This window comes from Halorubrum sp. Hd13 (assembly GCF_002252755.1).
Lineage (GTDB): Archaea > Halobacteriota > Halobacteria > Halobacteriales > Haloferacaceae > Halorubrum.
In genome coordinates this window covers 1-23949 of the sequence record NZ_NHOY01000094.1, presented here as the reverse complement: position 1 = coordinate 23949, position 23949 = coordinate 1, and the positions used below count along the sequence as shown (strand labels likewise).

General features: G+C 71.4%; 19 protein-coding genes. 8 read left to right on the top strand and 11 right to left on the bottom strand.

Going from position 1 to position 23949, the window contains the following annotated elements; translation table 11 throughout:
• Positions 1-40: 40 nt before the first annotated feature.
• The 4 genes from DJ81_RS12200 to DJ81_RS12185 all read left to right on the top strand — a co-directional run bounded on the left by DJ81_RS12200 (position 41) and on the right by DJ81_RS12185 (position 8217).
• Positions 41-775 carry a TIGR00266 family protein gene (locus DJ81_RS12200; protein WP_141212584.1) on the top strand — a complete coding sequence of 245 codons (735 nt, stop codon included), beginning with the start codon at positions 41-43 and terminating at the stop codon, positions 773-775.
• Positions 776-883: 108 nt separating this feature from the next.
• A complete protein-coding gene (kynU, locus tag DJ81_RS12195; protein WP_094589923.1) occupies positions 884-2320 on the top strand; it encodes a kynureninase in 1437 nt (478 codons plus the stop codon).
• 209 nt (positions 2321-2529) lie between these two features.
• On the top strand, positions 2530-5169 hold the full coding sequence (locus DJ81_RS12190; protein ID WP_094589921.1) for a PAS domain-containing protein: 2640 nt from the start codon (positions 2530-2532) through the stop codon (positions 5167-5169).
• Positions 5170-5277: 108 nt separating this feature from the next.
• Positions 5278-8217, top strand: coding sequence for a DEAD/DEAH box helicase (locus tag DJ81_RS12185; RefSeq protein WP_170938313.1), 2940 nt, complete (start codon positions 5278-5280; stop codon positions 8215-8217).
• A gap of 470 nt (positions 8218-8687) precedes the next feature.
• Here the strand turns inward: DJ81_RS12185 and DJ81_RS12180 are convergent, their stop codons facing one another.
• Positions 8688-9329 (bottom strand): MBL fold metallo-hydrolase, encoded by a 642-nt coding sequence (locus DJ81_RS12180; protein WP_094527014.1) that lies wholly within the window; start codon positions 9327-9329, stop codon positions 8688-8690.
• 98 nt (positions 9330-9427) lie between these two features.
• On the opposite strand from DJ81_RS12180, the gene DJ81_RS12175 reads away from it, so the two are divergent.
• The 4 genes from DJ81_RS12175 to DJ81_RS12160 all read left to right on the top strand — a co-directional run bounded on the left by DJ81_RS12175 (position 9428) and on the right by DJ81_RS12160 (position 12914).
• A complete protein-coding gene (locus DJ81_RS12175) occupies positions 9428-9610 on the top strand; it encodes a DUF5786 family protein (protein ID WP_094522147.1) in 183 nt (60 codons plus the stop codon).
• A 4-nt stretch (positions 9611-9614) separates the two neighbouring features.
• Entirely contained in the window at positions 9615-10199 is a 585-nt protein-coding gene (locus tag DJ81_RS12170; protein WP_094589919.1) for a DUF99 family protein, read from the top strand.
• A 111-nt stretch (positions 10200-10310) separates the two neighbouring features.
• On the top strand, positions 10311-11810 hold the full coding sequence (locus DJ81_RS12165; RefSeq protein WP_094589917.1) for a glycerate kinase: 1500 nt from the start codon (positions 10311-10313) through the stop codon (positions 11808-11810).
• A gap of 90 nt (positions 11811-11900) precedes the next feature.
• Positions 11901-12914 (top strand): aldo/keto reductase, encoded by a 1014-nt coding sequence (locus DJ81_RS12160; RefSeq protein WP_094522150.1) that lies wholly within the window; start codon positions 11901-11903, stop codon positions 12912-12914.
• Between the two features lie 9 nt (positions 12915-12923).
• Here the strand turns inward: DJ81_RS12160 and DJ81_RS12155 are convergent, their stop codons facing one another.
• The 10 genes from DJ81_RS12155 to DJ81_RS12115 form a co-directional block, all read right to left on the bottom strand.
• Positions 12924-14642 (bottom strand): hydantoinase B/oxoprolinase family protein, encoded by a 1719-nt coding sequence (locus DJ81_RS12155; RefSeq protein ID WP_094589915.1) that lies wholly within the window; start codon positions 14640-14642, stop codon positions 12924-12926.
• Entirely contained in the window at positions 14639-16780 is a 2142-nt protein-coding gene (locus DJ81_RS12150) for a hydantoinase/oxoprolinase family protein (protein ID WP_094589913.1), read from the bottom strand. The genes DJ81_RS12155 and DJ81_RS12150 overlap by 4 nt, the downstream gene beginning before the upstream one ends.
• Before the next feature lie 8 nt (positions 16781-16788).
• Positions 16789-17502, bottom strand: a complete 714-nt coding sequence (gene hisH, locus DJ81_RS12145) for an imidazole glycerol phosphate synthase subunit HisH (protein WP_094589911.1) — start codon at positions 17500-17502, stop codon at positions 16789-16791.
• A 94-nt stretch (positions 17503-17596) separates the two neighbouring features.
• Entirely contained in the window at positions 17597-17737 is a 141-nt protein-coding gene (locus DJ81_RS19265) for a hypothetical protein (RefSeq protein ID WP_170938312.1), read from the bottom strand.
• Entirely contained in the window at positions 17734-18702 is a 969-nt protein-coding gene (gene phnE / locus DJ81_RS12140) for a phosphonate ABC transporter, permease protein PhnE (RefSeq protein WP_094589909.1), read from the bottom strand. The genes DJ81_RS19265 and phnE overlap by 4 nt, the downstream gene beginning before the upstream one ends.
• Positions 18699-19517: a phosphonate ABC transporter ATP-binding protein gene (locus DJ81_RS12135; RefSeq protein ID WP_094522156.1), complete on the bottom strand. Its 819-nt coding sequence runs from the start codon at positions 19515-19517 to the stop codon at positions 18699-18701. Before DJ81_RS12135 ends, phnE begins: the two co-directional genes overlap by 4 nt.
• A 27-nt stretch (positions 19518-19544) precedes the next feature.
• On the bottom strand, positions 19545-20624 hold the full coding sequence (locus DJ81_RS12130) for a PhnD/SsuA/transferrin family substrate-binding protein (protein ID WP_094527019.1): 1080 nt from the start codon (positions 20622-20624) through the stop codon (positions 19545-19547).
• Between the two features lie 197 nt (positions 20625-20821).
• On the bottom strand, positions 20822-21439 hold the full coding sequence (locus DJ81_RS12125) for a uracil-DNA glycosylase family protein (protein WP_094527020.1): 618 nt from the start codon (positions 21437-21439) through the stop codon (positions 20822-20824).
• A gap of 92 nt (positions 21440-21531) precedes the next feature.
• Positions 21532-22290 (bottom strand): bacteriorhodopsin, encoded by a 759-nt coding sequence (locus tag DJ81_RS12120; RefSeq protein WP_094522159.1) that lies wholly within the window; start codon positions 22288-22290, stop codon positions 21532-21534.
• On the bottom strand, positions 22283-23854 hold the full coding sequence (locus tag DJ81_RS12115) for a methyl-accepting chemotaxis protein (protein WP_094589907.1): 1572 nt from the start codon (positions 23852-23854) through the stop codon (positions 22283-22285). Before DJ81_RS12115 ends, DJ81_RS12120 begins: the two co-directional genes overlap by 8 nt.
• Between the last annotated feature and the right edge of the window lie 95 nt (positions 23855-23949).

Sequence of the window (23949 nt, the reverse complement as noted above, 5' to 3'; positions counted from 1 at the left end):
CAATCCAATGTAAAAATACGTAAATTATCTATGATAGTGTGTGAATATCACGCACGAGATGCAGTACACCATCGAGAAGGGTCCGAGCTACGCGGTGTTGCGAACGACCATGGACCGAGACGACCGACTCATGGCCGAGACCGGGGCGATGATAAGCCGGAGCGAGAGCGTCGACGCGGACGCCGAGGTGGGCGGCGGTGAAGGGGTCGGCGGGATCATCAAGTCGGCGATCAGTTCGAGTCAGGACGTGGTGGAGAACGCCTTCGAGGCGACGGCGGACGGGGCCGAGATCACGCTGGCGCCCGACCATCCGGGTGACGTCTTCGCTGTCGACGTCGGCCGAGACGGGCCGATCAAGGTCAATTCGGGGGCGATCCTCGCGTGGGAGCCGACCGTCGAGCGGTCCACGGCGTTCAACGACGCGCAGGGCTTCTTCTCCTCGGGAAGCCTCCGCGTCCTCGAACTGTCGGGAACCGGGCAGTGCTTCCTCTCGGCGTACGGCTCTATCGTCGAGACGGACGTGAAGCCCGACGATCCGACGGTGGTCGACACCGATCATCTGATCGCGTGGACGGACGGCCTCACGGTCTCCAGAGAGACGGACGGCACGATCAAGTCGGCGGTGCTCGGCGGCGAGGGGCTCGTCTCGAAGTTCTCCGGCGAGGGCCGCGTGTGGATCCAGACGCGCAACCCGGCGGTGTTCCGGACGACCACCGGTGGAGAAAGCGGCGAGGACGAGGGGGACGCGGGCATGGGCGTCGAAGACTTCCTCTGATCGCGTCGATACTGTCTCCCCACCGCCGAGACGCCCCGTGCCAGGGTTTCGACCGGAAATCCGCGCCCGCCCCGGAAACGATTAGTCGGCGGCGCCACCCGATCGGGTATGGACGATCCCTACGCCCCGGCCCGCGACGCCCTCGCCGGCGACGGGCTGGCCGGCGGCGCGGCCGACGGCGACGCGCCCGACGGCGACGCGCCCGACTTCGACGGTTCCGACCCGGCCGTCCTCGCCGCTCGCCTCGACGAGGCCGACCCGCTCTCCTCGTTCGCCGACCGGTACCACGTGCCCGGCGACCGCCTGTATATGGACGGCAACTCGCTCGGCCCCGCGAGCGACGCCGCCCTCGCGAGCGTCGACCGCGTCGTCGACGAGTGGCGCGAGCTGCTCATCGGCGGGTGGACCGACGCCGACCCGCCGTGGTTCTCGGTCGGCGAGCGGCTGGGCGACGCGCTCGCGCCCCTCGTCGGCGCCGCACCCGACGAGGTCGTCGTCGGCAACTCGATCACCGTCAACATTCACACCCTGATCGGCACCTTCCTCGACGAGCTGCTGGCGGGGAACGGCCCGGAGCGGGAGGAGATGGCACGGGCAGACGGCGAGTGGGGCCGGAGCGTCGAGCCCGCCGTCCTCGTCAACGAGCTCGACTTCCCCTCCGACCACTACGCGATCCGCGCCCAACTGCGCCAGCGCGGGATCGACCCCGACGAGAAGCTCCGCGTCGTCGAGAGCCGCGACGGGCGGACGATCGACCCCCGAGACATCGAGGCCGCGCTGGAAGCGCACGACGACGTGGGGATCGTCTGGATGCCGACCGCGCTGTACCGCTCCGGCCAGCTGTTCGACGTCGAGCGGATCGCCGCGGCCGCCCACGAGGCGGGCGCGTACGCCGGCTTCGACGCGGCCCACTCCGCGGGCGCGGTCCCGCACGCGTTCGGCGACGCCGGCGTCGACTTCGCGGTGTGGTGCACGTACAAGTACCTCAACGCCGGCCCCGGCGCGATCGGCGCGCTGTTCGTCGCCGAGCGCCACCACGGGCTCACGCCCGCGCTGGCGGGGTGGTGGGGCCACGAGAAGGCGACGCAGTTCGAGATGCGGATGACGTACACCCCCGCCGACTCCGCCGGCGCGTGGCAGATCGGGACGCCCCCGCTGCTGGCGGCCGCGCCCCTCGAGGGCTCGGTCGAGCTCCTGCGGGAGGCGGGGATCGACCGCCTGCGCGCCAAGTCGCTCGCGCTCACGGACTTCCTGATCGCGCTCGTCGACGATCGGCTCCCCGACGTCTCGGTCGGAACCCCGCGCGAGCACGGGGCCCGCGGCGGCCACGTGGCCCTCGAACACCCCGAGGCGGAGCGGCTGAGTAAGGCGCTCACCGACCGCGGCGTAGTCGTCGACTTCCGGCCGCCGAACGTGGTACGCGTGTGTCCGGCCGCTCCGTACACCTCGTTCGCGGACGTGCTGGACGTGGTCGACGAGATCGAGGCGGTCCTCGAGTCGGGCGCCCACGAGGCGTACGCGACGGGTGCGGGCGGCGTGACGTAGCGGTCGCGACTGGTGAGGACGACGCGACGTAGCGGCCGCGGCTGGTGAGGACGACGCGACGTAGCGGTCGCGACGGCCGAGGCGACGAGCACGAATCCGGCGATCGAGCGTCGATTTCGTCGCCCTCGCGGCCCGTTAGAGTTCGAGTTCGGGCGTCGATATCCGCACTCTTATCAGCGTATTAATCCTATATACCGCTAAGAGAACCGATGGACGAGAATGCACGTTCGAACACCAACGCTAGCTCGTTCGGCGTGGCCGACGAGGGCGTCGACGCAGTTTACGAAGCGATTTTTCGCGAGATGGACGACGCCGTTTTCGTCGTTGAGGTCGGGCGGACCGGCGACGGCTACGAGTTCACGTTTCGACAGAACAACACCGCGCACAAGGAACAAACGGGGTTCTCCGAGGACGCGATGCGCGGTGAGACGCCGCGGGAACTCCTCGGCGACGAGCAGGGCGCGGTCGTCGCCGCGAACTACCGCCGCTGCGTCGAACGGGGCGACACGGTCGAGTACGAGGAGCGGCTCACGTTCCCGGGCGGGACGAGCCACTGGCAGACGAAGCTGACGCCGATCACCGAGGGCGGAACGATAACGCGGATCGTCGGCGTCGCTCGGGAGATCACCGCGCAAAAGCGACAGGAGCGAGAGCATCAGCGCACGTACCGCCGGTTCCAGACCGTGTTGGAGACGATGTCGGCGGCGGTGTTTCTCAAAGACGCCGACGGTCGGTATCTCCTGGTGAATCAGGCGTGCCGCGACCTGTTTGACGTCGACGAGGATCCCGTCGGGATGACCGACGAGGACCTCTTCCCGCAGGAGATCGCCGAACAGGCGCGGGCGGACGACTTACGAGTCCTCGACGGCGGCGAGCAGATCGAACTCGAGGAGACGATCCCGACTCCCGCGGGGGAAAGCGTCCGCCTCACTCGGAAGTCACCCGTGTACGACGACGAGGGAGAGATCGTGGCCGTCTGCGGCGTCTCGACGAACATCACCGAGCAGAAAGAGGGAGAGCGAGCGCTTCAGCAGCTCAAAGACCGCCTCGAACTCGCGGTCGAGGGCGCCCAACTCGGCATCTGGGACTGGGACATGACCACCGACGAAGTCGAGTTCAACGATCAGTGGGCGCGGATGCTCGGGCATTCCGCCGACGAGATCGAACCGCGCCTCGAGGAGTGGGAGCGCCGCGTCCACCCCGACGATCTCGGGCCGGTCGAGGACGCCCTGTCAGACCACATGGCGGGCGAGACGGAGTACTACGACACGGAACATCGGATGCGGACCGCGTCCGGCGAGTGGAAGTGGATCCGCGACGTCGGGAAGATCGTCGAGCGCGACGGGGACGGGGAGCCGGTGCGAGCGGTCGGCATCCACCTCGACATCGACGAGCGAAAGCGGCGAGAGACGGAGTTGGAACGCACGCGGGCGCTCATCGAGCGGACGCAAGAAAGCGCGTCGATCGGGTGGTGGGAGGTCGATCTGATCGACGAGTCGCTCACGTGGAGCGACGAGGTGTACCGAATCCACGGGGTGCCCGTAGAAGAGTCGATCGAGCTTGAGGAAGCCATCGAGTACTACCATCCGGCCGACCGAGAGACCATCGAGACCGCGTTCGACCGGCTGACCGAGGAGGGCGAGCCGTACGATCTCGAACTGCGGATCGTCACGGCGTCCGGGCAGACTCGGTGGGTCAGGGGGATCGGCGATCCGCAGTTCGACGACGTGGGGAACGTCGTCGGCGCGTTAGGGCTGTTCCAAGACATCACGGAGCGGAAGGAGTACGAGATCGCCCTCGAGTCGACCCGCGAGGAGCTCCGGGAGATCATCGACCTCGTGCCGGACCTGGTGTTCGTGAAGAACCGCGACGGCGAGTACCTCTTGGCCAACGAGGCGACCGCGGAGGCGTACGGGAAGACGCCCGAGGAGGTCGAGGGTCGCTCGGAGGGCGAGATAATCCCCGACGTCGACGACTCGGCCGAGTTCCGACAGGACGACTTGGAGGTGATCGAGTCGGGCGAGCCGAAGGAGATCGGCGAGGAGACGTTGACGACGGCGGCCGGCGAAACGCGCATCCTGCAGACGGTGAAGATCCCCTATAAGATGCCGGAAACGGGAGAGGACGCCGTCTTGGGATACGCCCGCGACGTGACCGAGCTCAAGGAGTACGAGCAGACGCTCGAGCAGCAACGGGATAACCTCACCCTGCTCAATCAGGTCGTCCGCCACGACATCCGGAACCAGCTGATGGTCGTGGAGTCGTACACCGACCTGCTCAAGGACTCGCTTCCCGACGATCGGAGTCGAACGTACGCGCGGACGGTCATCGAGGCGGCGAAGCAGGCGGCCGAGATCACGGAAACGGCCAAAGACGTCACGGACGTGCTGCTACAGGTCGGCGCCGACCGGACCCCGATGAGCCTCCGCGACGAACTCACCGAGCAGATCGAGAAGGTCCGCTCGGATCAGGACCGGGCGACGCTCTCGGTCGACGGCTCGATCCCCGACGTGACGGTGTTGGCCGACGACCTGTTGGAGGCGGTGTTCCGGAACCTCCTGACGAACGCGGTCGTCCACAACGACAAGGACGTGGCGGAGATCACGGTGTCGACGCGCGTGTCGGACGACGCCGTGCGCGTGTCGATCGCCGACAACGGTCCCGGTATCGAGGATAAACACAAAGAACAGATCTTCCAGGAAGGCGAGAAGGGCCTCGAGAGCGGCGGTACGGGCATCGGGCTCTACCTCGTCGAGACGCTCGTCGACAAGTACGGCGGCGACGTGTGGGTGGAAGACAACGAGCCGACGGGCAGCGTGTTCGTCGTCGAACTCTCGATCGCGGACTGAACCGACCCGGAGCCTATCGCGACCGCCGGGGCGCCCCCGAGCGCTCGCACGGATCTCGCACAGCGACGGGCTTAATCGCCCGAGCGCCCAACGTCCGACGATCAGCTAATGGCGGAACAGTCGGGCATGGACGCGTTCGCGCACCTCGGGGGCGAGGTCCGAGAGGCGCTCTCCGAGCAGGGGTTCTCGACGCCGACGGAGCCGCAACGCGAGGCGATCCCGCCGCTCGCCGCCGGGCGGAACGCGCTCGTCCTCGCCCCGACGGGGACCGGGAAGACGGAGACCGCGATGCTCCCCGTCTTCGACGCGATCGTCGACGCCCGAAACGCGCCGGGCGACCAGCCCCGCGAGGGGATCTCCGCGCTGTACATCACCCCGCTCCGCGCGCTCAACCGCGACATGATGGACCGGCTGGAGTGGTGGGGCGACCGGCTCGGCGTGGAGGTCGCGGTGCGTCACGGCGACACCACGCGGTACGAGCGGTCGAAGCAGGCCGACGACCCGCCGGACGTGTTGATCACGACGCCGGAGAGCCTGCAGGCGATCCTGACGGGCTCGAAGATGCGGGTCGGCCTCGAGGACGTCGCGCACGTCGTGATCGACGAGGTCCACGAGCTCGCCTCCGCGAAGCGCGGCGCGCAGCTGACTATCGGGCTCGAACGCCTCCGGCGCGCCGCGGGGCCGTTCCAGCGGGTGGGGCTCTCCGCGACCGTGGGGACTCCGGAGGAGGTCGGGAAGTTCCTCGTCGGCAGCGGTAAGCGCGACCCGAACCGCGAGGGCGACCGCGAGTTCGAGATCGTCGAGGTGGCGGCCGGGTCGCGGACCGACGTGCGCGTGCTCGACCCGGAGATCACGGACCGCGACGCGACCCTCGCCGGCGAGCTGGCGGTCGACGAGACGACCGCGAGCCACGTGCGGACGATCCGCGGGATCGTCGCGGACCGCGAGTCGACCCTGATCTTCGTCAACACGCGACAGACCGCGGAGGCGCTCGGCTCGCGGTTCAAGACGCTCGCGGAGCGGGAGCGAGAGGCGGCCGAACGCGGCGGGGAAGGCGGCGGGGACGCCGACCCCACCGAGATCGAGGTCCACCACGGCTCGCTCTCGAAGGACGTCCGGATCGACGTCGAGGACCGGTTCAAGTCGGGCGAGATCGACGGACTCGTCTGCACCTCCTCGATGGAGCTCGGGATCGACGTGGGGCGCGTCGACCACGTGGTCCAGTACGGGAGCCCGCGGGAGGTCGCCCGCCTGCTCCAGCGCGTCGGGCGCGCCGGGCACCGCCGCGACCTCGTGTCGGAGGGGACCGTCGTGACGCAGGGCGGCGACGACACGCTCGAGGCGCTCGCGATCGCCCGGCGCGCCGACGCCGAGCTCGTGGAGCCGGCCGCGATCCACCACGGGAGCCTCGACACGGTCGCGAACCAGATCGTCGGGGTCGTGATGGACGAGGGCGACGTCCACGCCCGCGTGGCGTACGACACCGTCACGAGCGCCTACCCGTTCCGGGACCTCTCGGAGCCGCAGTTCCAAGAGATCGTCCGCGAGCTCGACGGCAACCGCCTGCTGTGGCTCGACGAGGAGTCCGACACGCTAGAGAAGTCGGGCGGCACGTGGCAGTACTTCTACGCGAACCTCTCGATGATCCCCGACGAGTCCACCTACGAGGTGTACGACATGTCCTCGCGGCGGGGGATCGGCACCTTAGACGAGCGGTTCGTCGTCAACTTCGCCGGCCCGGGCGAGACGTTCATTCAGCGCGGCGAGATGTGGCGCATCACCGAGGTCGACGAGGAGGAGGAGCGCGTGAACGTCACGCCCATCGCCGACCCGGCGGGCGAGGTGCCCTCGTGGATCGGCGAAGAGATTCCGGTCCCGAAGCCCGTCGCCGAGGAGGTCGGGCGAATCCGGGGCGACGCCGCCGCGGCGCTCGCGGCGGGGTCGACCCCCGGGGCGGTCGCGGGCGACCTCGCGGAGCGCTACCCCGCCGACGAGGAGACGGTCGCGACCGCGCTGAAACCGGTCGTCGACCAGGTCAAGGCCGGCCACCCGATCCCCACCGACCGCCGGATCGTGATCGAAGGGAGCGCTCGTACCGTCGCGGTCAACGCCGCCTTCGGCCACGAGGTCAACGAGACGCTCGCGCGCCTGCTCGCCGCGCTCGTCGGTCAGCGCGCCGGCTCGTCGATCGGAATGGACGTCGACCCCTACCGGATCGAGTTCGAGGTCCCTCACGGGGTCGATCCCGGGACCTTCCGCGAGGTGCTGGAGACGACCGACCCCGACCGGTTGGAGGCGTACCTCGAACTCGCCCTGAAGAAATCGGACGCGCTCAAGTTCACGCTCGCGCAAGTCGCCGCGAAGTTCGGCGCCGTCAAGCGCTACCGCGAGGGGAAGGGGCGGTTCGGCGGCGACCGCCTGCTCGCGGCGTTAGAGGGGACGCCCGTCTACGACGAGGCGCTCCGCGAGGTGTTCCACGCCGACCTCGCGGTCGCGGAGACGGCGGACCTGTTGGCGGCGATCCAGGGCGGGTCTCTCGACGTGGACATCGCCCGCGAGCGCACCCCCCTCGGCACGGCCGGGCGCTCCGCGGGGACCGAGTTCCTCGTCCCGGAGAACGCCGACGCCGACGTGATCGAGACGATACGCGAGCGGATTCGGAACGACCGGGTCATCCTCTTCTGTCTCCACTGCGCCGACTGGCGGCGCACGACGAAGGTGCGGCGCGTCCCCGACCAGCCGGAGTGCCCCGACTGCGGGTCGACCCGCGTCGCCGCGCTGAACCCGTGGGACGACGAGACGGTCGCAGCGGTCCGGGCGAGCGAGAAGGACGAGGAACAGGAGCGGCGGACGAAACGGGCGCATCGGGCGGCGAGCCTCGTCCAGACGCACGGGAAGCGCGCCGTGATCGCGCTGGCGGCGCGGGGGGTCGGGCCGCACAACGCCGCGCGGATCATCAACAAGCTGCGCGAGGACGAAGACGAGTTCTACCGCGACGTGCTCCGACAGGAGCGCGAGTACGCGCGAACGCAGTCGTTCTGGGACTAGATCGGTACGGGGATTCGGTCGGCTATTTATAAGCGGCTGATGCCGAGCCGACAGCGAACACCGCCAAAGCCCCGGCCGCTCGCTGATAAATTACTGACGACAGATCGACAGTGAACACCGCCAAAGCCCAGTCGCTCGCTGATAAATTACTGACGACAGATCGACAGTGAACACCTCCAAAGCCCCAGCCGCGAGGACTCGCGCGGCTTGCTGCGCTCCTCGTCACTCGCTTCGCTCGTTCCTGCGGTGCTTACTGCGCCGTGCTTCGTCCTCGCGACTGCCCCTTTTGAGTCCCACCCCATACCGCACCGCAACCGCGGCCTCACGCCTCCCCAGCCTCGCCGCTCGCGCTTATCAGCGCTCGCGGCGTCCCTCGCGCGTGCGACTCGCGCCCGCTGGGCGCTCGCCGGCACGCGCCACCGCACATCCATTTATAAATAGTCGCCGCCGTCGATCCCGCGATTGGTCCCCTACTCGCCCGGGTACTTCGGCTCTCTGCGCTCGGCGCGCTCGGTCGCGCGCTCGATGACCTCGCGGACCGTGTCTGGGCCGTCGCTCGCGCGGTAGACGTCGCCGTGGCCGGGGTACATCGCTTCGACGGTGTCCGGGAGGACGTTGAGAATCGTGTGGAGGCTCTCGATCAGGTCCTCGCGCGACTGGCCGGCCATGTCCGTGCGGCCGAACGAGCCGTCGTCGAACGCGCCGTCGTTGTACACGACCACGTCGCCCGAGTAGAGCCGCTCCTCGCCCACGAACGCGACGTGGTCGTCGGCGTGGCCCGGGCTCTCGACGACCTCGCAGGGCTCGTCGCCGATCAGGATCTCGTCGCCGTCGACGATCCCCACGTCCCGTCGCGGGTGCGAGGCGTTCGCGTAGAGGGTCGCGTCGAACCGGTCGAGCACCGCGTCGAGCTCGCCGACGTGGTCGTGGTGCTGATGGGTCAAGACGACCCGGTCTAACCCGTCGACGCCGGCGTCGGCGAGCGCGTCGGCGATGACGTCGTCGACGCCCGGCATCGTCCCGGCGTCGACCAGCGTCGGCGCTTCGCCGGGCACGAGGTACGCGTTGCAGGTGAACTCCTCCGCGTCGGCGGTGACGGTGATCGGCTCCATATCCACACGAGGGCGTTCGCGGCGTAAAAACGTGTGCGGGCCCGACCCCGATCCCGGCAGGGGATTTATCACTGGTGGGGTGTTAGTATTACACACATATGGGCTTCGGAAGCTACGACGAATCCGAACAGGAGAACCAAGACCTGGACGCGGATTTCGACGACGAGGACGGAGTCCGAGCGGCCGAGGAGGTACACGAGGGCTCCGTCGACTACGAGCCCGGCGCCTCCAACGACGAACTTCTCGACCGGCTCCAGGAGATCAAGTCCGAAGAGAACTAGCGGAGTGACAGCGCCGAGCCGGACGCTCGGAATCGCCTTCTCCGACGGCGACCGAACCAGCCGCCTAGCCGGCGCCGTGGTCAGATCCGACGGGACCCTCGACGGACTCGGCTTCGAGCGCTGCGCCGTCGGCGGCACCGACGCCACCGACGCCGCGATCGCCCTCTTCGACGCGCTCGGCCGCGAGGACGTCCGCCACGTCGCCTGCGCCGGCGTCGCCCCGGCGTGGTTCAACCTCCTCGACCTCCGCCGGCTTCACGAGGTCCTCGACCGCCCCGTCTACGCCGTGAGCTACGAGCCGAGCCCCGGGCTCGAACCCGCGCTCCGCGAGGCGTTCGACGGCGACGCCCTCGAGCGCCGACTCGGCGTCTACCGCTCGCTCCCGCCGCGGGTGCGGGTCGAGCGCGGCGGAGAACCCGACGGGAAGCCCGCGGGTGACCCCCTCTTCGTCCGCGCGATCGGCCTCGACGACGGCCGCGCGGCCGCCGCCGTCCGCGACCTGGTGCGAGACGGCTTCCGGCGGCCCGAGCCGCTCCGGATCGCCGCCATCGCGGCGAGCGCGCACCGCGAGGCGACCGCGGGAGAGTAGCGCGCACCGCGAGGCGACCGCGGGAGAGTAGCGCGCACCGCGAGGCGACCGTCGCGGACGCGCGAGCGGGACCCCCGTGGATATATGTCGTCCCCGGCCGACCGCCTCCGCATGAGCGACGACTCTCCGCCGGACGGCGACGCCTCGGACGGCGGCGCGCCCGGCGTGACGTTCCGCGACCGCGACCGACTCGTCCGGACGCCGGCCCACGGCGTCGCCCTCGACTGCCTCGCCGCCGGCATCGCGGCCGCGCGCCCGGACCGACTGATCCCGAGCGCCGTCTCGGTGCGCGACGGGACGCTCCGGATCGAGGGCTCGACGACGGCCGCGGGCGCCGACGGCGCCGGCGAGTACGACCTCGCCGACTACGACCGCGTGGTCCTGATCGGGGCCGGAAAGGCGTCCGCGGAGGTCGCCGCCGCGCTCGCCGGCGTGCTCGAGGGCGACGACCGCGAGTTCGCCGAGGGCGTCGTCGTCACCGAGGACCCGGCGGAGCGACCGTCGACGACGGGCGTGGAGATCCTGCCGGGCGACCACCCGGTCCCGAGCGACGCCGGCGTGGAGAGCGCGCGGCGCGTGCTCGACGTCGTCGAGCGCGCCGGCCCGGACGACCTCGTACTCGCCGCGATCACCGGGGGCGGGAGCGCGCTGCTCGCGGCGCCCGCGGACCCGATATCCCCGGACGACCTCCGCGAGCTGACCGAGGGGCTGCTCGCCTGCGGCGCGTCGATCGACGAGATCAACGCTGTCCGCAAACACTGCTCGGCGGTGAAGGGCGGCCGGCTCGCGCGGTCGGCGGCGCCCGCGACCGTCGTCACCCTCGCGATAAGCGACGTGATCGGCGATCCGCTCGACGCGATCGCCAGCGGCCCGACGGTCCCCGACCCCTCCACCTACGCGGACGCGCTGGCGGTGCTGGACCGCTACGACCTGGACGTTCCGGGGTCCGTCCGCGAGCGGCTCGAGGCGGGCGCGGCGGGCGATCTCGCGGAGACGCCGACCGCGGGCGACCCGGCGTTCGACCGCGCCCGGGCGTTCGTCGTCGGCAACGGCCGGACCGCGCTCGACGACGCCGCGGACGCCGCCGCCGAGCGGGGGTACGAGCCGCTGGTGCTCGCCGCGGGGGTCCGAGGGGAGGCGCGGGGCGCCGGGACCACTCACGCCGCGATCGCGGAGGAGTGCGCGGTGCGGGGATCGCCCGCGGAGCCGCCGACCGTGTTGCTCTCGGGCGGGGAGACGACCGTGACGCTCGGCGACGCCGACGGGACGGGCGGGCCGAACGCGGAGTTCGCGGCGAGCGCCGGCCTCGCGCTGGCCGAGGGACCGCTCGGCGGCGACGGGAGGGAGGACGGCGACGGTGACGACGGGCCCCGGATCGTCGTCGCGAGCGCCGACACCGACGGGATCGACGGCCCGACCGACGCCGCGGGCGGGATCGCGGACGCGACGACGCTGGACCCGGACGCCGCCCGCGACGCCCTCGACCGCCACGACGCATATCCCCTGCTCGACGAGGCCGGCTCGCTGCTCCGTACCGGCCCGACCGGCACGAACGTCAACGACCTGCGCGCCATCGTGATCGAGGCGGCCGACTCGGAAGGCGAGTCGTAGACGGACCGCGGCGTCGTCGCGTGAGAGGCGTTCACGCGTCGCATCCGGTTGCTGTAGGTTTTTGCGGCGACCGGGACAAGGTTCGGAGAGATGACGCCCGAACTCGACGAGATCGACCTCGGCACCGTCCCGCTCGGTCGGACCGGGCTGCGAACGAGCGAACTGCAGTTCGGCACGTGGCGCTTCGGCCGCGTGACCGAGGCGGGCAACGTGGAGATCGACGAGGCGCGCGCCCACGAGCTGCTCGACGCCTACGAGGCCGCCGGCGGCCGGTACATCGACACCGCCGACGTGTACGGCGGCGGGGACTGCGAGCGCTGGATCGGCGACTGGCTCGCCGAGCGCGACCGCGAGCGCTACACGGTCGCCTCGAAGGTGTACTGGCAGATCCGCGACGGCGACCCGAACAGCCGCGGCACGAACCGCAAGAACGTCCGCCACCGCGTCGACGCCCTCCTCGACCGGCTCGACACCGACTACGTCGACGTCCTCTACATCCACCGCTGGGACGACGAGACGCCGGCCCGCGAGCTGATGAAGACGCTGAACGGGCTCGTCGAGTCCGGCAAGGTCCACTACCTCGGCGCCTCCACGCTCCGCCCGAACGCCTGGAAGGTCGCCCGCGCCAACGCGATCGCCCGCAGCGAGGGGTGGGAGCCGTTCACCGTGCTCCAGCCGCGGTACAACCTCGTCGACCGCGAGGTCGAGGGGGACTACCTGGAGTTCGCCCGCCAGCGCGACCTCGCCGTCTCCCCGTGGAGCCCGCTCGGACAGGGGTTCCTGACCGGGAAGTACGACCGCGACGAGGACCTCCCGGAGGAGTCGAAGGCGGCCGAGTCGAGCCGCTTCCAGGAGGCGTACCTCACCGAGGAGAACTTCGACGTCCACGACGAGCTCGACGCGGTCGCCGACGAGGTCGACGCCTCGCCCGCCCAGACCGCGCTCGCGTGGCTCGCCCACCGCGACGGCGTCACCGCGCCGATCGTCGGCGCCCGCACCGTCGACCAGCTCGCCGAAAACCTCGCGGCCGCGTCCATCGACCTCTCGGACGAGCAGGTCGACCGACTCACCGCCGCGAAGCCCGGCCCCTACGACGAGCTGTAGGGCGCGCCGTCAGTCGGAGTCGTCGGACCGCTCGACCTCCCCCGTCACCTTCCCGTCCGCGCGGTCGCGCTCCCGCGCCGTCGGGTCGCGCTCGCTCGGGTCGCCGTACCCGCCTCCACCCGGCGTCAGGACCGTGACCGTCGTCCCCGGTTCCACGTCGACGGTCGCCTTCGCCGGCACCGCGTCGCCGTCGATCAGGTTCTCGCCGGTGGCGCCCGGCTCGCCGCCCTCGATCCCCGCGGGGGCGCGGCGCCGACGCTCCGTCAGCAGCGAGACCGTCGCGGCGGTCTCGACGCGAACCCGTCGTTCGAGTCCGAGCCCGCCGCGGCGGCGCCCGTCGCCGCCGCTGTCCGGGCGGAAGGCGTACCGCTCCACGCGGAGCGGGTACGCCGCCTCCAGCGCCTCCACCGGCGTGTTGAGCGTGTTCGTCATCCCGACCTGCACGCCGTCCATCCCGTCGGCGTCCGGGCGCGCGCCGAAGCCGCCGCCGATCGTCTCGTAGTAGGTGAACGACTCGGCGGCGTCGCGGTCGCGGTCGCCGCGGTCGCCGGTCGCGCCGCCGCGCGCCCCGATCGTGAGGTTGTTCATCGTTCCCTGGCTCCCCGCGGTCACCCGCTCCGGGGCCGCCTCGCCGAGCGCGGCGAGCACCACGTCCGTGACGCGCTGGCTCGTCTCGACGTTCCCGCCGACGACCGCCGCCGGCGGGTTCGGGTTCAGGACCGATCCGTCGGGCGCCGACACCGACACCGGCTCGTAGCACCCGTGGTTCGGCGGGATCTCCGGGTCGGTGACGCAGCGCACGACGAAGTACACCGCGCTCTTCGCGACCGCCAGCGGCGCGTTGCAGTTCCCGTCGACCTGCGGGGCGCTGCCGGCGAAGTCGATCGCGAGCCGGCCGCCGTCGACCGTCACCGCCGCCCGGATCGGGACGTCGGCGTCGGTGACGCCGTCGCCCTCCATCGCGTCCTCGGCCCGGTAGGTCCCGTCCGGGAGGTCGGCGATCGCCGCGGTCATCCGCTCGCGGGAGTAGTCGATCACGGCGTCGAAGGCGCGCTCGAGGCGGGCGCGGCCGTGCTCGTCGGCGAGCTCACCGAGCCGGTCGCCGGCGCGTCCGTTGGCCGCGAGCTGCGCTTCGAGGTCGGCGCGGCGCTCCGCCGGGGTGCGGACGTTAGCGAGGATCAGGTCGAGCACGTCGTCGACGCGCTCGCCGCCGTCGACGAGCCGGAGCGGGGGAATGCGGAGCCCCTCCTGCTGGATCTCGCGGGCGCCGGCCGGCATGCTCCCGGGGGCCATGCCGCCGACGTCGGCGTGGTGCGCGCGGGAGACCGCGAACCCGACCACGTCGCCGTCGAGCGCCAGCGACGAGACGAGCGTCACGTCCGGGAGGTGCGTCCCGCCCGTGAACGGGTCGTTGAGGACGAACACGTCGCCGGGGCTCGGGTCGCGCTCGCGCACGGCCGCGACGGCTTCGGGCATCGCGCCGAGGTGGACCGGGATGTGCTCCGCCTGCGCGACCATCCGGCCGTCGGCGTCGAAGAGGGCGGTCGAGCAGTCCTGTCGCTCCGTGATGTTCGGCGAGTAGGCACCGCGGATCAGCACCTGCCCCATCTCCTCGGCGACGCCCTCCAGCTGATTGCGCATCACTTCCAGGGTGACCGGGTCGAGGGCGGCGTCGGGGTCGGTCTCGGTGTCGCGGCCGTCGGTGGAGTCGGCGTCGTCCCCGCTCATCGCCGCTCACCCCCGGCCGCGTCCCGCTCGAGCACCACCGTCCCGTCCCGGCGGACGCGCCCGCCCCACGCCGGCGGGACCACGGTCGTGCTCTCGGTCCCCGCGAGCACCGCCGGCCCGTCGAGCGTCGCCCCGGCCCCCAGCGCGTCGCGGTCGTACACGGTCGCCGCGACGGTCCCCTCGTCGGGGAAGACGACCTCGCGGGAGCCGCGCTCCGCGTCGGCCGCGCCCGTCCTCGCGACGGTCGGCGCCGCCACCTCGACGGTGGCCGTGACTCGGAGCGTGACGGCCTCGACGCCGGCGTCGAGCCGGTAGCCGTAGGCGCGCTCGTGGGCCGCGGCGAAGCGCTCGGCGAGGGCGTCGGGGTCGACGGCGGACCCGGCGTCGCCGGCGGTTCCGGCTTCGCCCTCGCTCCCCCCGTCGACGGTCAGCTCGAAGCTCTGCCCGGCGTACCGGCAGTCGGCCGCGCGGTCGACGCGGGCCGCCGCGGGGTCGGAGACGTCGTCGAGGACGCGGTCGGTCAGGGCCGCGAAGGCGTCGCCGAGGTCGACGGCGGTCGCGTCGGCCAGCGGCAGCCGGACCGTGCGGGCCGCGTCGTGGGTCTCGTCGGCCGCGAGCAGCCCGTACGCCGACAGCACGCCGGCCGGACCGGGGACCAGCACGCGGTCCATCTCGAGCCGGTCGGCGAGCGCGGCGGCGTGCATCGGCCCCGCCCCGCCGAAGGCGACGAGGTCGAAGTCGCGGGGGTCGCGGCCGCGCTCGACCGTCACCGACCGGATCGCTCGCGCCATCGTCGCGTTGGCGACGCGGTAGACGCCGCGGGCGGCGGCGGCGGGGGCATCGAGGGCGTCCGCGGTCTCGCCGTCGCCCCCGGACCCGCCGTCGCCGCCGATGTCGGCCGCCTCGGCGAGCCGGGAGAGCGCCTCGCGGGCGGCGTCGACGTCGAGCGAGAGGTCGCCGCCCAGCGCCGCGTCCGGCCCGATGTAGCCCAAGAGCACGTCGGCGTCGGTGACCGTCGGCTCCGTTCCGCCCTTGCCGTAGCAGGCCGGCCCGGGCTCGGCGCCCGCGGACTCCGGCCCGACGCGGAGCGCGCCGCCGGCGTCGGTCCACGCGATCGATCCGCCGCCCGCGCCGACCGTCTCGACGTCGACCGTCGGCGTGCGGAGCGGCACGTCCGCGACCGTCGTCTCCGCGGTTCGCTCGACGCGACCGTCGCGCACGAGGCTCACGTCGCTCGACGTGCCGCCCATGTCGAAGGTGACGGCGGCGGGGGCGGCTCCGGTGGCGCCGTCCGCTCCGCCGAGCGTCTCGCCGCCCGCGACCGCGGCCGCGCCGACGACGCCGGCCGCCGGTCCGGAGAGGACCGTGGTGACCGCGCTCTCGCGGACCGTCGCCGCGTCGGCGACCCCGCCGTTCGAGCGCATGACGCGCGGCGCCGGGAGCCCGAGCTCCCGCGCCCCCGCGACGACCTGGCCGAGGTAGTCGTCGAGCTCCGGCGTCAGGTAGGCGTCGGCGACGGTCGTCGCCGTGCGCTCGTACTCCCGGAACTCGGGGAGCACGTCGTGAGAGGCGGAGACGGGGACCGAGAGCTCCCCGCGGAGGACGCTCGCGACCGCGGCCTCGTTCTCCGGGTGCGCGTACGCGTGCAGCAGCGAGACGGCGACGCTCTCGGCGTCGCTCGCGGAGATCTCCGCGGCGAGGTCGCGGACCGACTCGGGGTCGACGGCTCGCTCGGTCCCCTCCGTCGTCGCGCGCTCGTCGACCTCGAACCGCCGTCGGCGAGGGACGAGCGGGGGCGTCTTCTCGGCGCGCAGGTCGTAGAGGGAGGGGCGGGTCTGGCGGCCGATCTCCAAGACGTCGCGGAAGCCCGCGGTCGTCACGAGCGCGGTCCGCGCGCCGTCGCGCTCCAAGAGGGCGTTGACCGAGGCCGTCGTCGCGTGCGCGAAGGCGTCGACGTCCGCCGGGTCGATCTCGGCCGCGTCGCAGGCCTCGCGGATCCCGTCGAGGACGCCGGCGTGCTGGGGCGTCGTCGTCGGCACCTTCGCGGTCGTGAGGGCGTCGCCGACGAGGAGCGCCACGTCGGTGAACGTGCCGCCGACGTCGACGCCGATCCGGACCGAGTCGCTGTCGTCGACCATCGCCGACGCTACCGCTCCGCGCAGTACTCGACGAAGTTCCGGAGGATCCGGAGCCCCGTCTCCCCGCTCTTCTCGGGGTGGAACTGCGTGCCGAACACGTTGCCCGCCTCGTTGGCGACGACGGCGGGGAAGTCGACCCCGTAGTCGGCGGTAGCGACGACCGCGTCCGGGTCGTCGGGCTCGGCGTAGTACGAGTGGACGAAGTAGGCGTACTCGCCGTCGACGGACCCACCCGTGGGTCCGTCTGCCTGCGGAGTCTCCGACCCCGATCCGTCGACCCCGTCGACGAGCGGGTGGTCGCGCTCGACATCGAGCTCGTTCCACCCCATGTGCGGGACCTTGCGGTCGACGTCGAACCGGACGTTGGTACCGGGGACCAGATCGAGGCCCGTCACTTCGCCCTCGCCCTCGTGGTCGGCCTCCTCGCTGGTCGTCAGGAGCATCTGCATCCCGAGACAGATGCCGAACAGGGGACGGCCCGCCTCGGCGTGGTCCGTCAGCGCCTCGCGCAGCGGGCCGGCGTTCTCCATCCCCTCGCGGAACGCGCCGACGCCCGGGAGGACGACGCCGTCGGCGGCCGCGAACGTCTCGGGGTCGTCGGTGATCTCGACGGACGCGCCCGCGCGCTCCAGCCCGCGGGTCGCCGACCGGAGGTTCCCGAGGCCGTAGTCGACCAGAACGACGTCCGCCAGCGTCTCCGCGGGCGGCTCGAAGGTGCTCATACCCTCACTGGGAGGGGCATCGAAAAGTCGGTTTCCCTTGTGACAGTCGCGCGCGGCGGCGCGGCGGGGCGGGGCGGCCCGGCGTCGGGCGGGATCAGACGACGCGGGCGCGCATGGCGGCGGTGTCGTCGACGACGCGGACGCGCGCGGCGGCGATGCCGCGACGACGCGGACGCGCGTGGCGCAGGGAGCGTCGAACGCGGTCGATCCGCGGTCGGTCCGGCGGCGCCCTCACTTCAGCGCCGCCTCGGCCATCCGCTGCGGGAAGCCCAACAGCAGCGCCACGATGCCCTGCGCCTCGTCGCCCTCGCGGAGCGCGGAGCGGATCCGCTGAGAGAAGATCTCCACGGAGATGATCAGCACGAGGATGACGAGGATCGTCGCCATCATGTTGGTGAACGCGAACAGCCCCTGCTGGACGGAGAGCACGTTCCCGAGCCCGCCGCCGCCGATGATCCCGAGCGAGACGGCGATCCGGACGTTGATCTCGAAGATGTACAGCGTCCACGCGATGAACGGCGTCGTCACCTGCGAGAGCATCCCGAAGGTGATCGTCTGCGGCTTGTTCGCGCCGGTCGTCTCCATCGCCTCGATCGGTCCGTCCTCGATCTCCTCCAGTTCGTCGGTGAAGAGCCGCCCGAGGTTGCCGATAGTGTCGGTCGCGATCGCGAGCGTCGCGGTGACGGGACCGATCCCGCCGAGCGGGATGTAGATGAGCCCCCACACGAGCGCCGGGATGGCGCGGATCGAGGACATGAGCCCGCGGAAGATGAAGTTGAACGGGAACGGCGTCACGCGGCCGGAGCCTAAGATTCCGAACAGCAGCGCGAACGGGAATCCCATGACGGTGCCGGCGAAGCCCATCGCGAGCGTGATACCGGCCTCGCCGAGGAGCGGCGTGTCGCCTCCGATGCCGCCCCAGATGAGGTTCCGCTCATTGATGAACGTCCAGTACTCGAGGAAGCCGCCCGGGTCGACGAAGGGGAACGACGGCGCGAGGAACGGGAAGAAGTCGCGGAGCGCGTTGAGGAAGTTCGGGAAGTAGGTGGGGATGTTGGCCGCGAAGAAGCCGACGGAGGTGAGCGCGTAGTAGAACACCGCGCCGAGCACGACGAACGCGAGGCCCATCACGAGCGCCTTGACGCGCCGAGCGAGGACGATCGCCTCGTAGCGCTCCCGGACGGACTCGTCGTAGCTCACTGTCCCATCCCCCCGCCGGAGACCGGCTTCGACGACGCGTCGTCGATCGACCCGTCGTCGCCGTCCCGATCGCTGTCGGGCGCGAACATGCCTTCCGTGTCGATGTCGCCGTAGATCTCGTCGATAACGTCCATGTCGAACTCGTCGCGGTAGCCGTCGAACACCTTCCGCCCGTCGCGGAGCCCGATGAACCGCTCGCCGAACTTCCGGGCGAGGTTCACCTGATGCAGGCTGATGACGGCCGTCAGGTCACGCTTGCGCGCGGCGGTCCGGAGGTACCCCATGACCTGCTGGGAGGAGCCCGGGTCGAGGCTCGCGACCGGCTCGTCGGCCAGCAGTATCGTCGGGTCCTGTACCAGCGCTCGGGCGATGCCGACGCGCTGCTGTTGCCCGCCGGACATGCGCTTCGCGCTCTGTTGGGCCTCGTCGAGCAGCCCCACGGTGTCGAGCGCCTCCAACGCTTGGAGCTTGTCCGCCTCGCCCTGCCGCTGGAGCAGGGAGTCGAGGAAGGTGTTCCGGTTGAGCGACCCGGTGAGCGCGTTGGAGTACGCGGTCATCTGGTCGATGATGTTGTGTTGCTGGAAGATCATCGCGATGTCGTTGCGGGGGCTGTTGACGGGCTCGTCGCCGACGCGGATCTCCCCGTCAGTCGGGGTTTCGAGCGCGTTCATACACCGGAGCAGCGTCGACTTCCCGGACCCGGAGACGCCGAGCACGATGACGAACTCGCCCTGGGGGACCTCGAACGAGACGTCGTCGAGCGCCACGGTGTCGCCGAACCGCTTCGTGACCCCGTCGACTGTAATACGACTCATTAGGTGTAAAGAGAGGTTGAGAGGTGGTTACGAAAGGTCTTCGAACTCGAGACCGAGCTGGTCGAGCACGTCGCGGATCGGCTCGTAGTCCTCGATGCTACCCTCCTGGACGCCGGTGAACCAGAGCGGCTCGCCGTCGTAGTCGTCGCCGTGACTGAGGTCGTCCTCGGTTACGTTCAGGATGGCCTCCTCGATGTCGGCCTTGACCGGGGCGTCCCAGCTGGACCGCGTCGCCAGCGGCGCGCGCGGGATCGGGTCGGACACCGCGAGCAGCTGGAGCTCCGTCCCGGACGACTCGATCTCGTCGCCGGCGCCCTCGTACTCCGCCGAGATGTCGACGAAGTCCTGGGACATCTCCTCGAACTGCTCCTGCGGGACGTACGGGGCCGAGGAGAAGGCGCCGGTCGTCGCCGCCATCACGTCGTCGCGCTGGACCATCTGCTCTCGCGCCGTGGTGTGGTCGGAGTACTCCGCGTCGAAGTCGTTCGCGTCGCCGTCGGGGGCGTTCCCGATGTCGAGGCCCGCGTTCTGCAGCATGGTGAGGGGGACGAGCGTCCCCGAGACGGAGAGGATGTCGCCCATGTAGATCAGCTCGCCTTCGAGGTCGGAGAGCGACTCGATGCCGCTGTCGGGCGTCGTCGTGGTCGTCGAGAAGTACCGCGCCGCGCCGTACGCGACCCGGACCCCGACGACGTCGAGGATGTCCTCGCCCGCGATGACCGCGGACGGCGAGATGTCCGCGATCTCGCCCTGCTCGTTCCGCATCGCCTGGAGCGTCGCGGTGTAGCTGGCCGCGCGGTCGGACTCGATCTCGACCTCGACCTCGGACTCGAGGTACTCGAACATCGGCTGGTACTGCTGTTCGATCTCCACGTCGGCCTCGGCCGGGTTCAGGATGAACTGCGCGGAGGGCACGTCGTCCGTCTCGCCGGAGGTCCCGCCGTCGCTCCCGTCGGAGCCGTCGGACCCGTCGCTTCCGTCGGAGCCGTCGCTCCCGTCGGAACCGTCGCCGCCGCCGCCGGAACAGCCGGCGAGCGCGACGACACCGCCCGCGCCCGCTGTCTTGATAAACGTACGCCGGTTCGCCGACCGCCTGTTGTCGGACATACAAGCGTGTGTCTGACTGGCGCGACTAATCGTTTTCTATGTTTGCTGTGTAGATCCTGCCGATTCGTTCGATTCTCCCGCCGACTCCGTCCGATTCTCCCGCCGACTCCGTCCGATTCTCCCGCCGACTCCGTCCGATCGGAGCATCTGGGAACTCGGCCGATCCGGCTGTCGCCGGAATCGCTCCCGCGGCCGAGTCAGTACTCGCCGAGCCGCGACTGACCGCTCCCGCCGTCCGCGCCGCCCGCGCCGCTCAGCTCGCCCGCCCTGGCGATCGTCTCGAAGAAGCCGTCGCGCTGGCTCCGGTCGTACAGCGTCGCCGCCGGGTGGACGGAGAGCAGGACGCGCCGCGACGCGCCCGCGATCCGCGCGTCGACGACGTCGCCCGACTCCGACGTGATCGCCACCGACCGGTCGAGCAGGTGCTCGCTCGGCACCTTCCCCAGCGTCACGATCAGCGCGGGGTCGAGCCGGTCGATCTCGCTCTCGAGGTGGCCCCGGCAGTTCGCCAGCTCCTCGGTCGTCGGATCCCGGTTGTCGGGGGGGCGACACCGGACGCAGTTGGTGATCCGGACGTCCGCCCGCGCGAGGCCGGCGTCCCGCAGCGCCTCGTCGAGCACGTCCCCCGACCGCCCGACGAACGGCTCCCCTTGCTCGTCCTCGTTCGCGCCCGGCCCCTCGCCGACGAACAGGAGGTCGGCGTCGGTCGGCCCGACGCCGTCAACGATCTGACTCCGCGACTCGACGAGCGCCGGACAGCGCTCGCAGGACGGCACCCGGAGCTCGGCGTCGAGCCCGTCCGCGTTCTCGGTCATGCGATCCGATCCGGGCGGCGGCGACATAAGTCCGTCCGCCCGGCCCGCGCTGGACGGAACGTCAGTCCGCCCGATCCGCGCCGGACGGGACGTCAGTCCGCGCCAGACGTCGCCGCGTTCGGTCCCGAGTCGGTCGGTGCCGCCCCGGCGTCGCCGCCCGGCGCCGAGCCGCCGCTCGTCTCCGGTTCTTCGCCCGCCGCCAGCGTCTCCACGTTCGCGAACGCGAAGCCCGCGAAGCCGACGCGCAGGAGCAGGTCGAGGTACTCCAGCGTCACCGTGCCGGTGAACGCGTCGAGCAGCCCGGCGATCTGGAACATCGCCCACGCGATGAGGACCCCGAAGGCGAACAGGACGAGGTTCCGGGTCTTCTTGTAGAACAGCTCGCGGGCCGGCGGCTGGCGGGACGCCGCGCCCGCGATCGGCCCGAAGTAGAGCCAGACCAGCGCGACGTAGCCGACGAGGATGGTTCCGGTGCCCGCCAGCGCGAGGGGCCCCTCGAACACCTCGGCGACGTCGTAGCCGACCCGCATCGCGACGATGAGGGCGACCACGGCGCCGACGTACCGCCGGCTCGTCCCCGCCACGAACGCCGCGAACCCGAACAGGAACGGGTACGCCACGTAGTCGGTGAGCACCTGTCCGCCCTCCAGCGTGCCGTTCGCGACCGAGAACGTCCCGATCCCGGCCCCCCACAGCCCGACGCCGACGGCCGCGGTCGCGACGACCGCGACGAACGGGTAACAGTACCGGCGCAGCGCCGCCGGTTTGCGGCGCGCGAGCGCGAGCAGGACGACGGCGGAGACGGCGTAGATCCCCGCGGACACGAACCGAACCGTGGACGGCTCAATCATCGGCCGTCACCTCCGAGTCGGCGGCGGCGCCCGGCTCGGCCGCCGGTCCGGCGCCCGCGTCCCGTCGCGTCTCGAACTGGTCGAGTCGCTCGGAGAGCGACGCGGTCCGCTCCGAGAGCGCCGTCGCCGTCTCGGCGAGGTCGCCGACGGTCTCGGCGGTGTCGTCCGCGGTCCCCGCCAGCGACCGCGCGCGGTCCGCGGCGTCGGTGGCCGAGGCGTGGACCGACTCGACGCGCGCCGCGACGGACTCGATCCCCTCCGCGCCCTCGTCGGTCGCCCGCGCGATGTCGCCCATCGCCACGTCCACGTCCTCGACGGTCCCGGTGAGCTCCTCGATCGCGTCGCCGGCCGCGCGGACCGCCGCGGTCGTCTCGTCGAGCTCCCCCATCGTCCGGTCCATCTCGCCGGCGACCGCGGAGACGTCCTCGGTCACCTCCCCGATGGTCGCCTCGATCTCGGTCGTCGACTCGCGGGTCTCCTCGGCGAGCCCCTTCACCTCGTCGGCGACGACCGCGAACCCGTCGCCGTCCTCGCCCGCCCGCGACGCCTCGATCGAGGCGTTCAGCGCGAGGATGTTCGTCTGCTCGGCGATGTCGGAGATCACGTCGGTCGTCTCCGCGACCCCGTCCATCCGGTCGTCGAGCCCGGCCACGAGGTCGTCCAGCTCCGCCAGCAGGTCGCCGATCGCGACGATCGCCTCGACCGCCTCGGTCGCGCGCTCCTCGCCCCGCGTCCCGAGCTCGGCGGCGGCGGTCGCGTCGCCCGCCACCTCGTCGGTCGTCGACGCGATCTCCTCGACGGTCGCGGAGAAGTCGTCGGTGTCCCTGGCCGTCTCGCGAAGCCGATCGGTCTGCTCGTCCAGCTCGTCGGCAAGCGCCCGCATCTCGGCGGCCACCTCCTCGTTCATCCCGGCGACCTCGTCGGCGCGCGTCGCCATCTCCTCGCTGGTCGACTCCACGTCGCTCGCGAACGACTGGATGTCGTCGACGGTCTCCGAGAGCCCGCCCGTCATCTCGTTGTAGGCGGCGGTGATGCGCTCGATCGCGTCGACCTCGCTCTCCTCGGGGAGCCGCCGCGAGAGGTCGCCGTCGGCCGCCCGTTCCATGGCGCCGCCGATCGTCTCGGCGCGCGCCAAGATCTCGTCCGACATCTCCTCCGCCTCCCGGCGGGCCGCCTCCGCCTCCGCCTCGGCGCGTTCGGACTCGGCGACCGCGTCCCGGAGCGACCGCCGGGTGTCGTCGAAAGCGGCGAACAGGCGCCCGATCTCGTCGCCCCGGTCGGAGGTGGCGCGGGCGTCGAAGTCGCCGCGGCCGACCGCCTCGGCCGTCTCCGTCAGCCGCCGGAGCTCGACCGCGACGTTGCCGATCAGTACGATTCCGAGCAGTCCGAGGTTCAGCGTGACGACGACCCCGACCGAGACAAGCGACGCGGTCGCGGCCGCCGCCGTGCCGGTCGTCGCGACGTGGGCCGCGAAGAGCGCGACGAAGCCCAGCGTCGCCGCCAGGGTCAAGAGCACGGCCGCCCCGACCCGTCGGCCGTACCGCGTGGTGATCGAGTTCAACATCCGTTGTTCGCCCGGAGAAAACTGTCCTACTTAGGAGTAAAGGACAAATTACACGATCCGATAATTCGACCGGCCGGCGAGGCGGGCGAGGTATG

Coding starts and splice junctions, on each gene's coding strand:
- DJ81_RS12115 (WP_094589907.1), bottom strand. CDS start 23,854: ATGTTGAACTCGATCACCACGCGGTACGGCCGACGGGTCGGGGCGGCC.
- DJ81_RS12120 (WP_094522159.1), bottom strand. CDS start 22,290: ATGATTGAGCCGTCCACGGTTCGGTTCGTGTCCGCGGGGATCTACGCC.
- kynU (WP_094589923.1), top strand. CDS start 884: ATGGACGATCCCTACGCCCCGGCCCGCGACGCCCTCGCCGGCGACGGG.
- DJ81_RS12165 (WP_094589917.1), top strand. CDS start 10,311: ATGAGCGACGACTCTCCGCCGGACGGCGACGCCTCGGACGGCGGCGCG.
- DJ81_RS12150 (WP_094589913.1), bottom strand. CDS start 16,780: ATGGTCGACGACAGCGACTCGGTCCGGATCGGCGTCGACGTCGGCGGC.
- DJ81_RS12160 (WP_094522150.1), top strand. CDS start 11,901: ATGACGCCCGAACTCGACGAGATCGACCTCGGCACCGTCCCGCTCGGT.
- DJ81_RS12155 (WP_094589915.1), bottom strand. CDS start 14,642: ATGAGCGGGGACGACGCCGACTCCACCGACGGCCGCGACACCGAGACC.
- DJ81_RS12175 (WP_094522147.1), top strand. CDS start 9,428: ATGGGCTTCGGAAGCTACGACGAATCCGAACAGGAGAACCAAGACCTG.
- DJ81_RS12185 (WP_170938313.1), top strand. CDS start 5,278: ATGGCGGAACAGTCGGGCATGGACGCGTTCGCGCACCTCGGGGGCGAG.
- hisH (WP_094589911.1), bottom strand. CDS start 17,502: ATGAGCACCTTCGAGCCGCCCGCGGAGACGCTGGCGGACGTCGTTCTG.
- DJ81_RS12180 (WP_094527014.1), bottom strand. CDS start 9,329: ATGGAGCCGATCACCGTCACCGCCGACGCGGAGGAGTTCACCTGCAAC.
- DJ81_RS12130 (WP_094527019.1), bottom strand. CDS start 20,624: ATGTCCGACAACAGGCGGTCGGCGAACCGGCGTACGTTTATCAAGACA.
- DJ81_RS12125 (WP_094527020.1), bottom strand. CDS start 21,439: ATGACCGAGAACGCGGACGGGCTCGACGCCGAGCTCCGGGTGCCGTCC.
- DJ81_RS12135 (WP_094522156.1), bottom strand. CDS start 19,517: ATGAGTCGTATTACAGTCGACGGGGTCACGAAGCGGTTCGGCGACACC.
- DJ81_RS12190 (WP_094589921.1), top strand. CDS start 2,530: ATGGACGAGAATGCACGTTCGAACACCAACGCTAGCTCGTTCGGCGTG.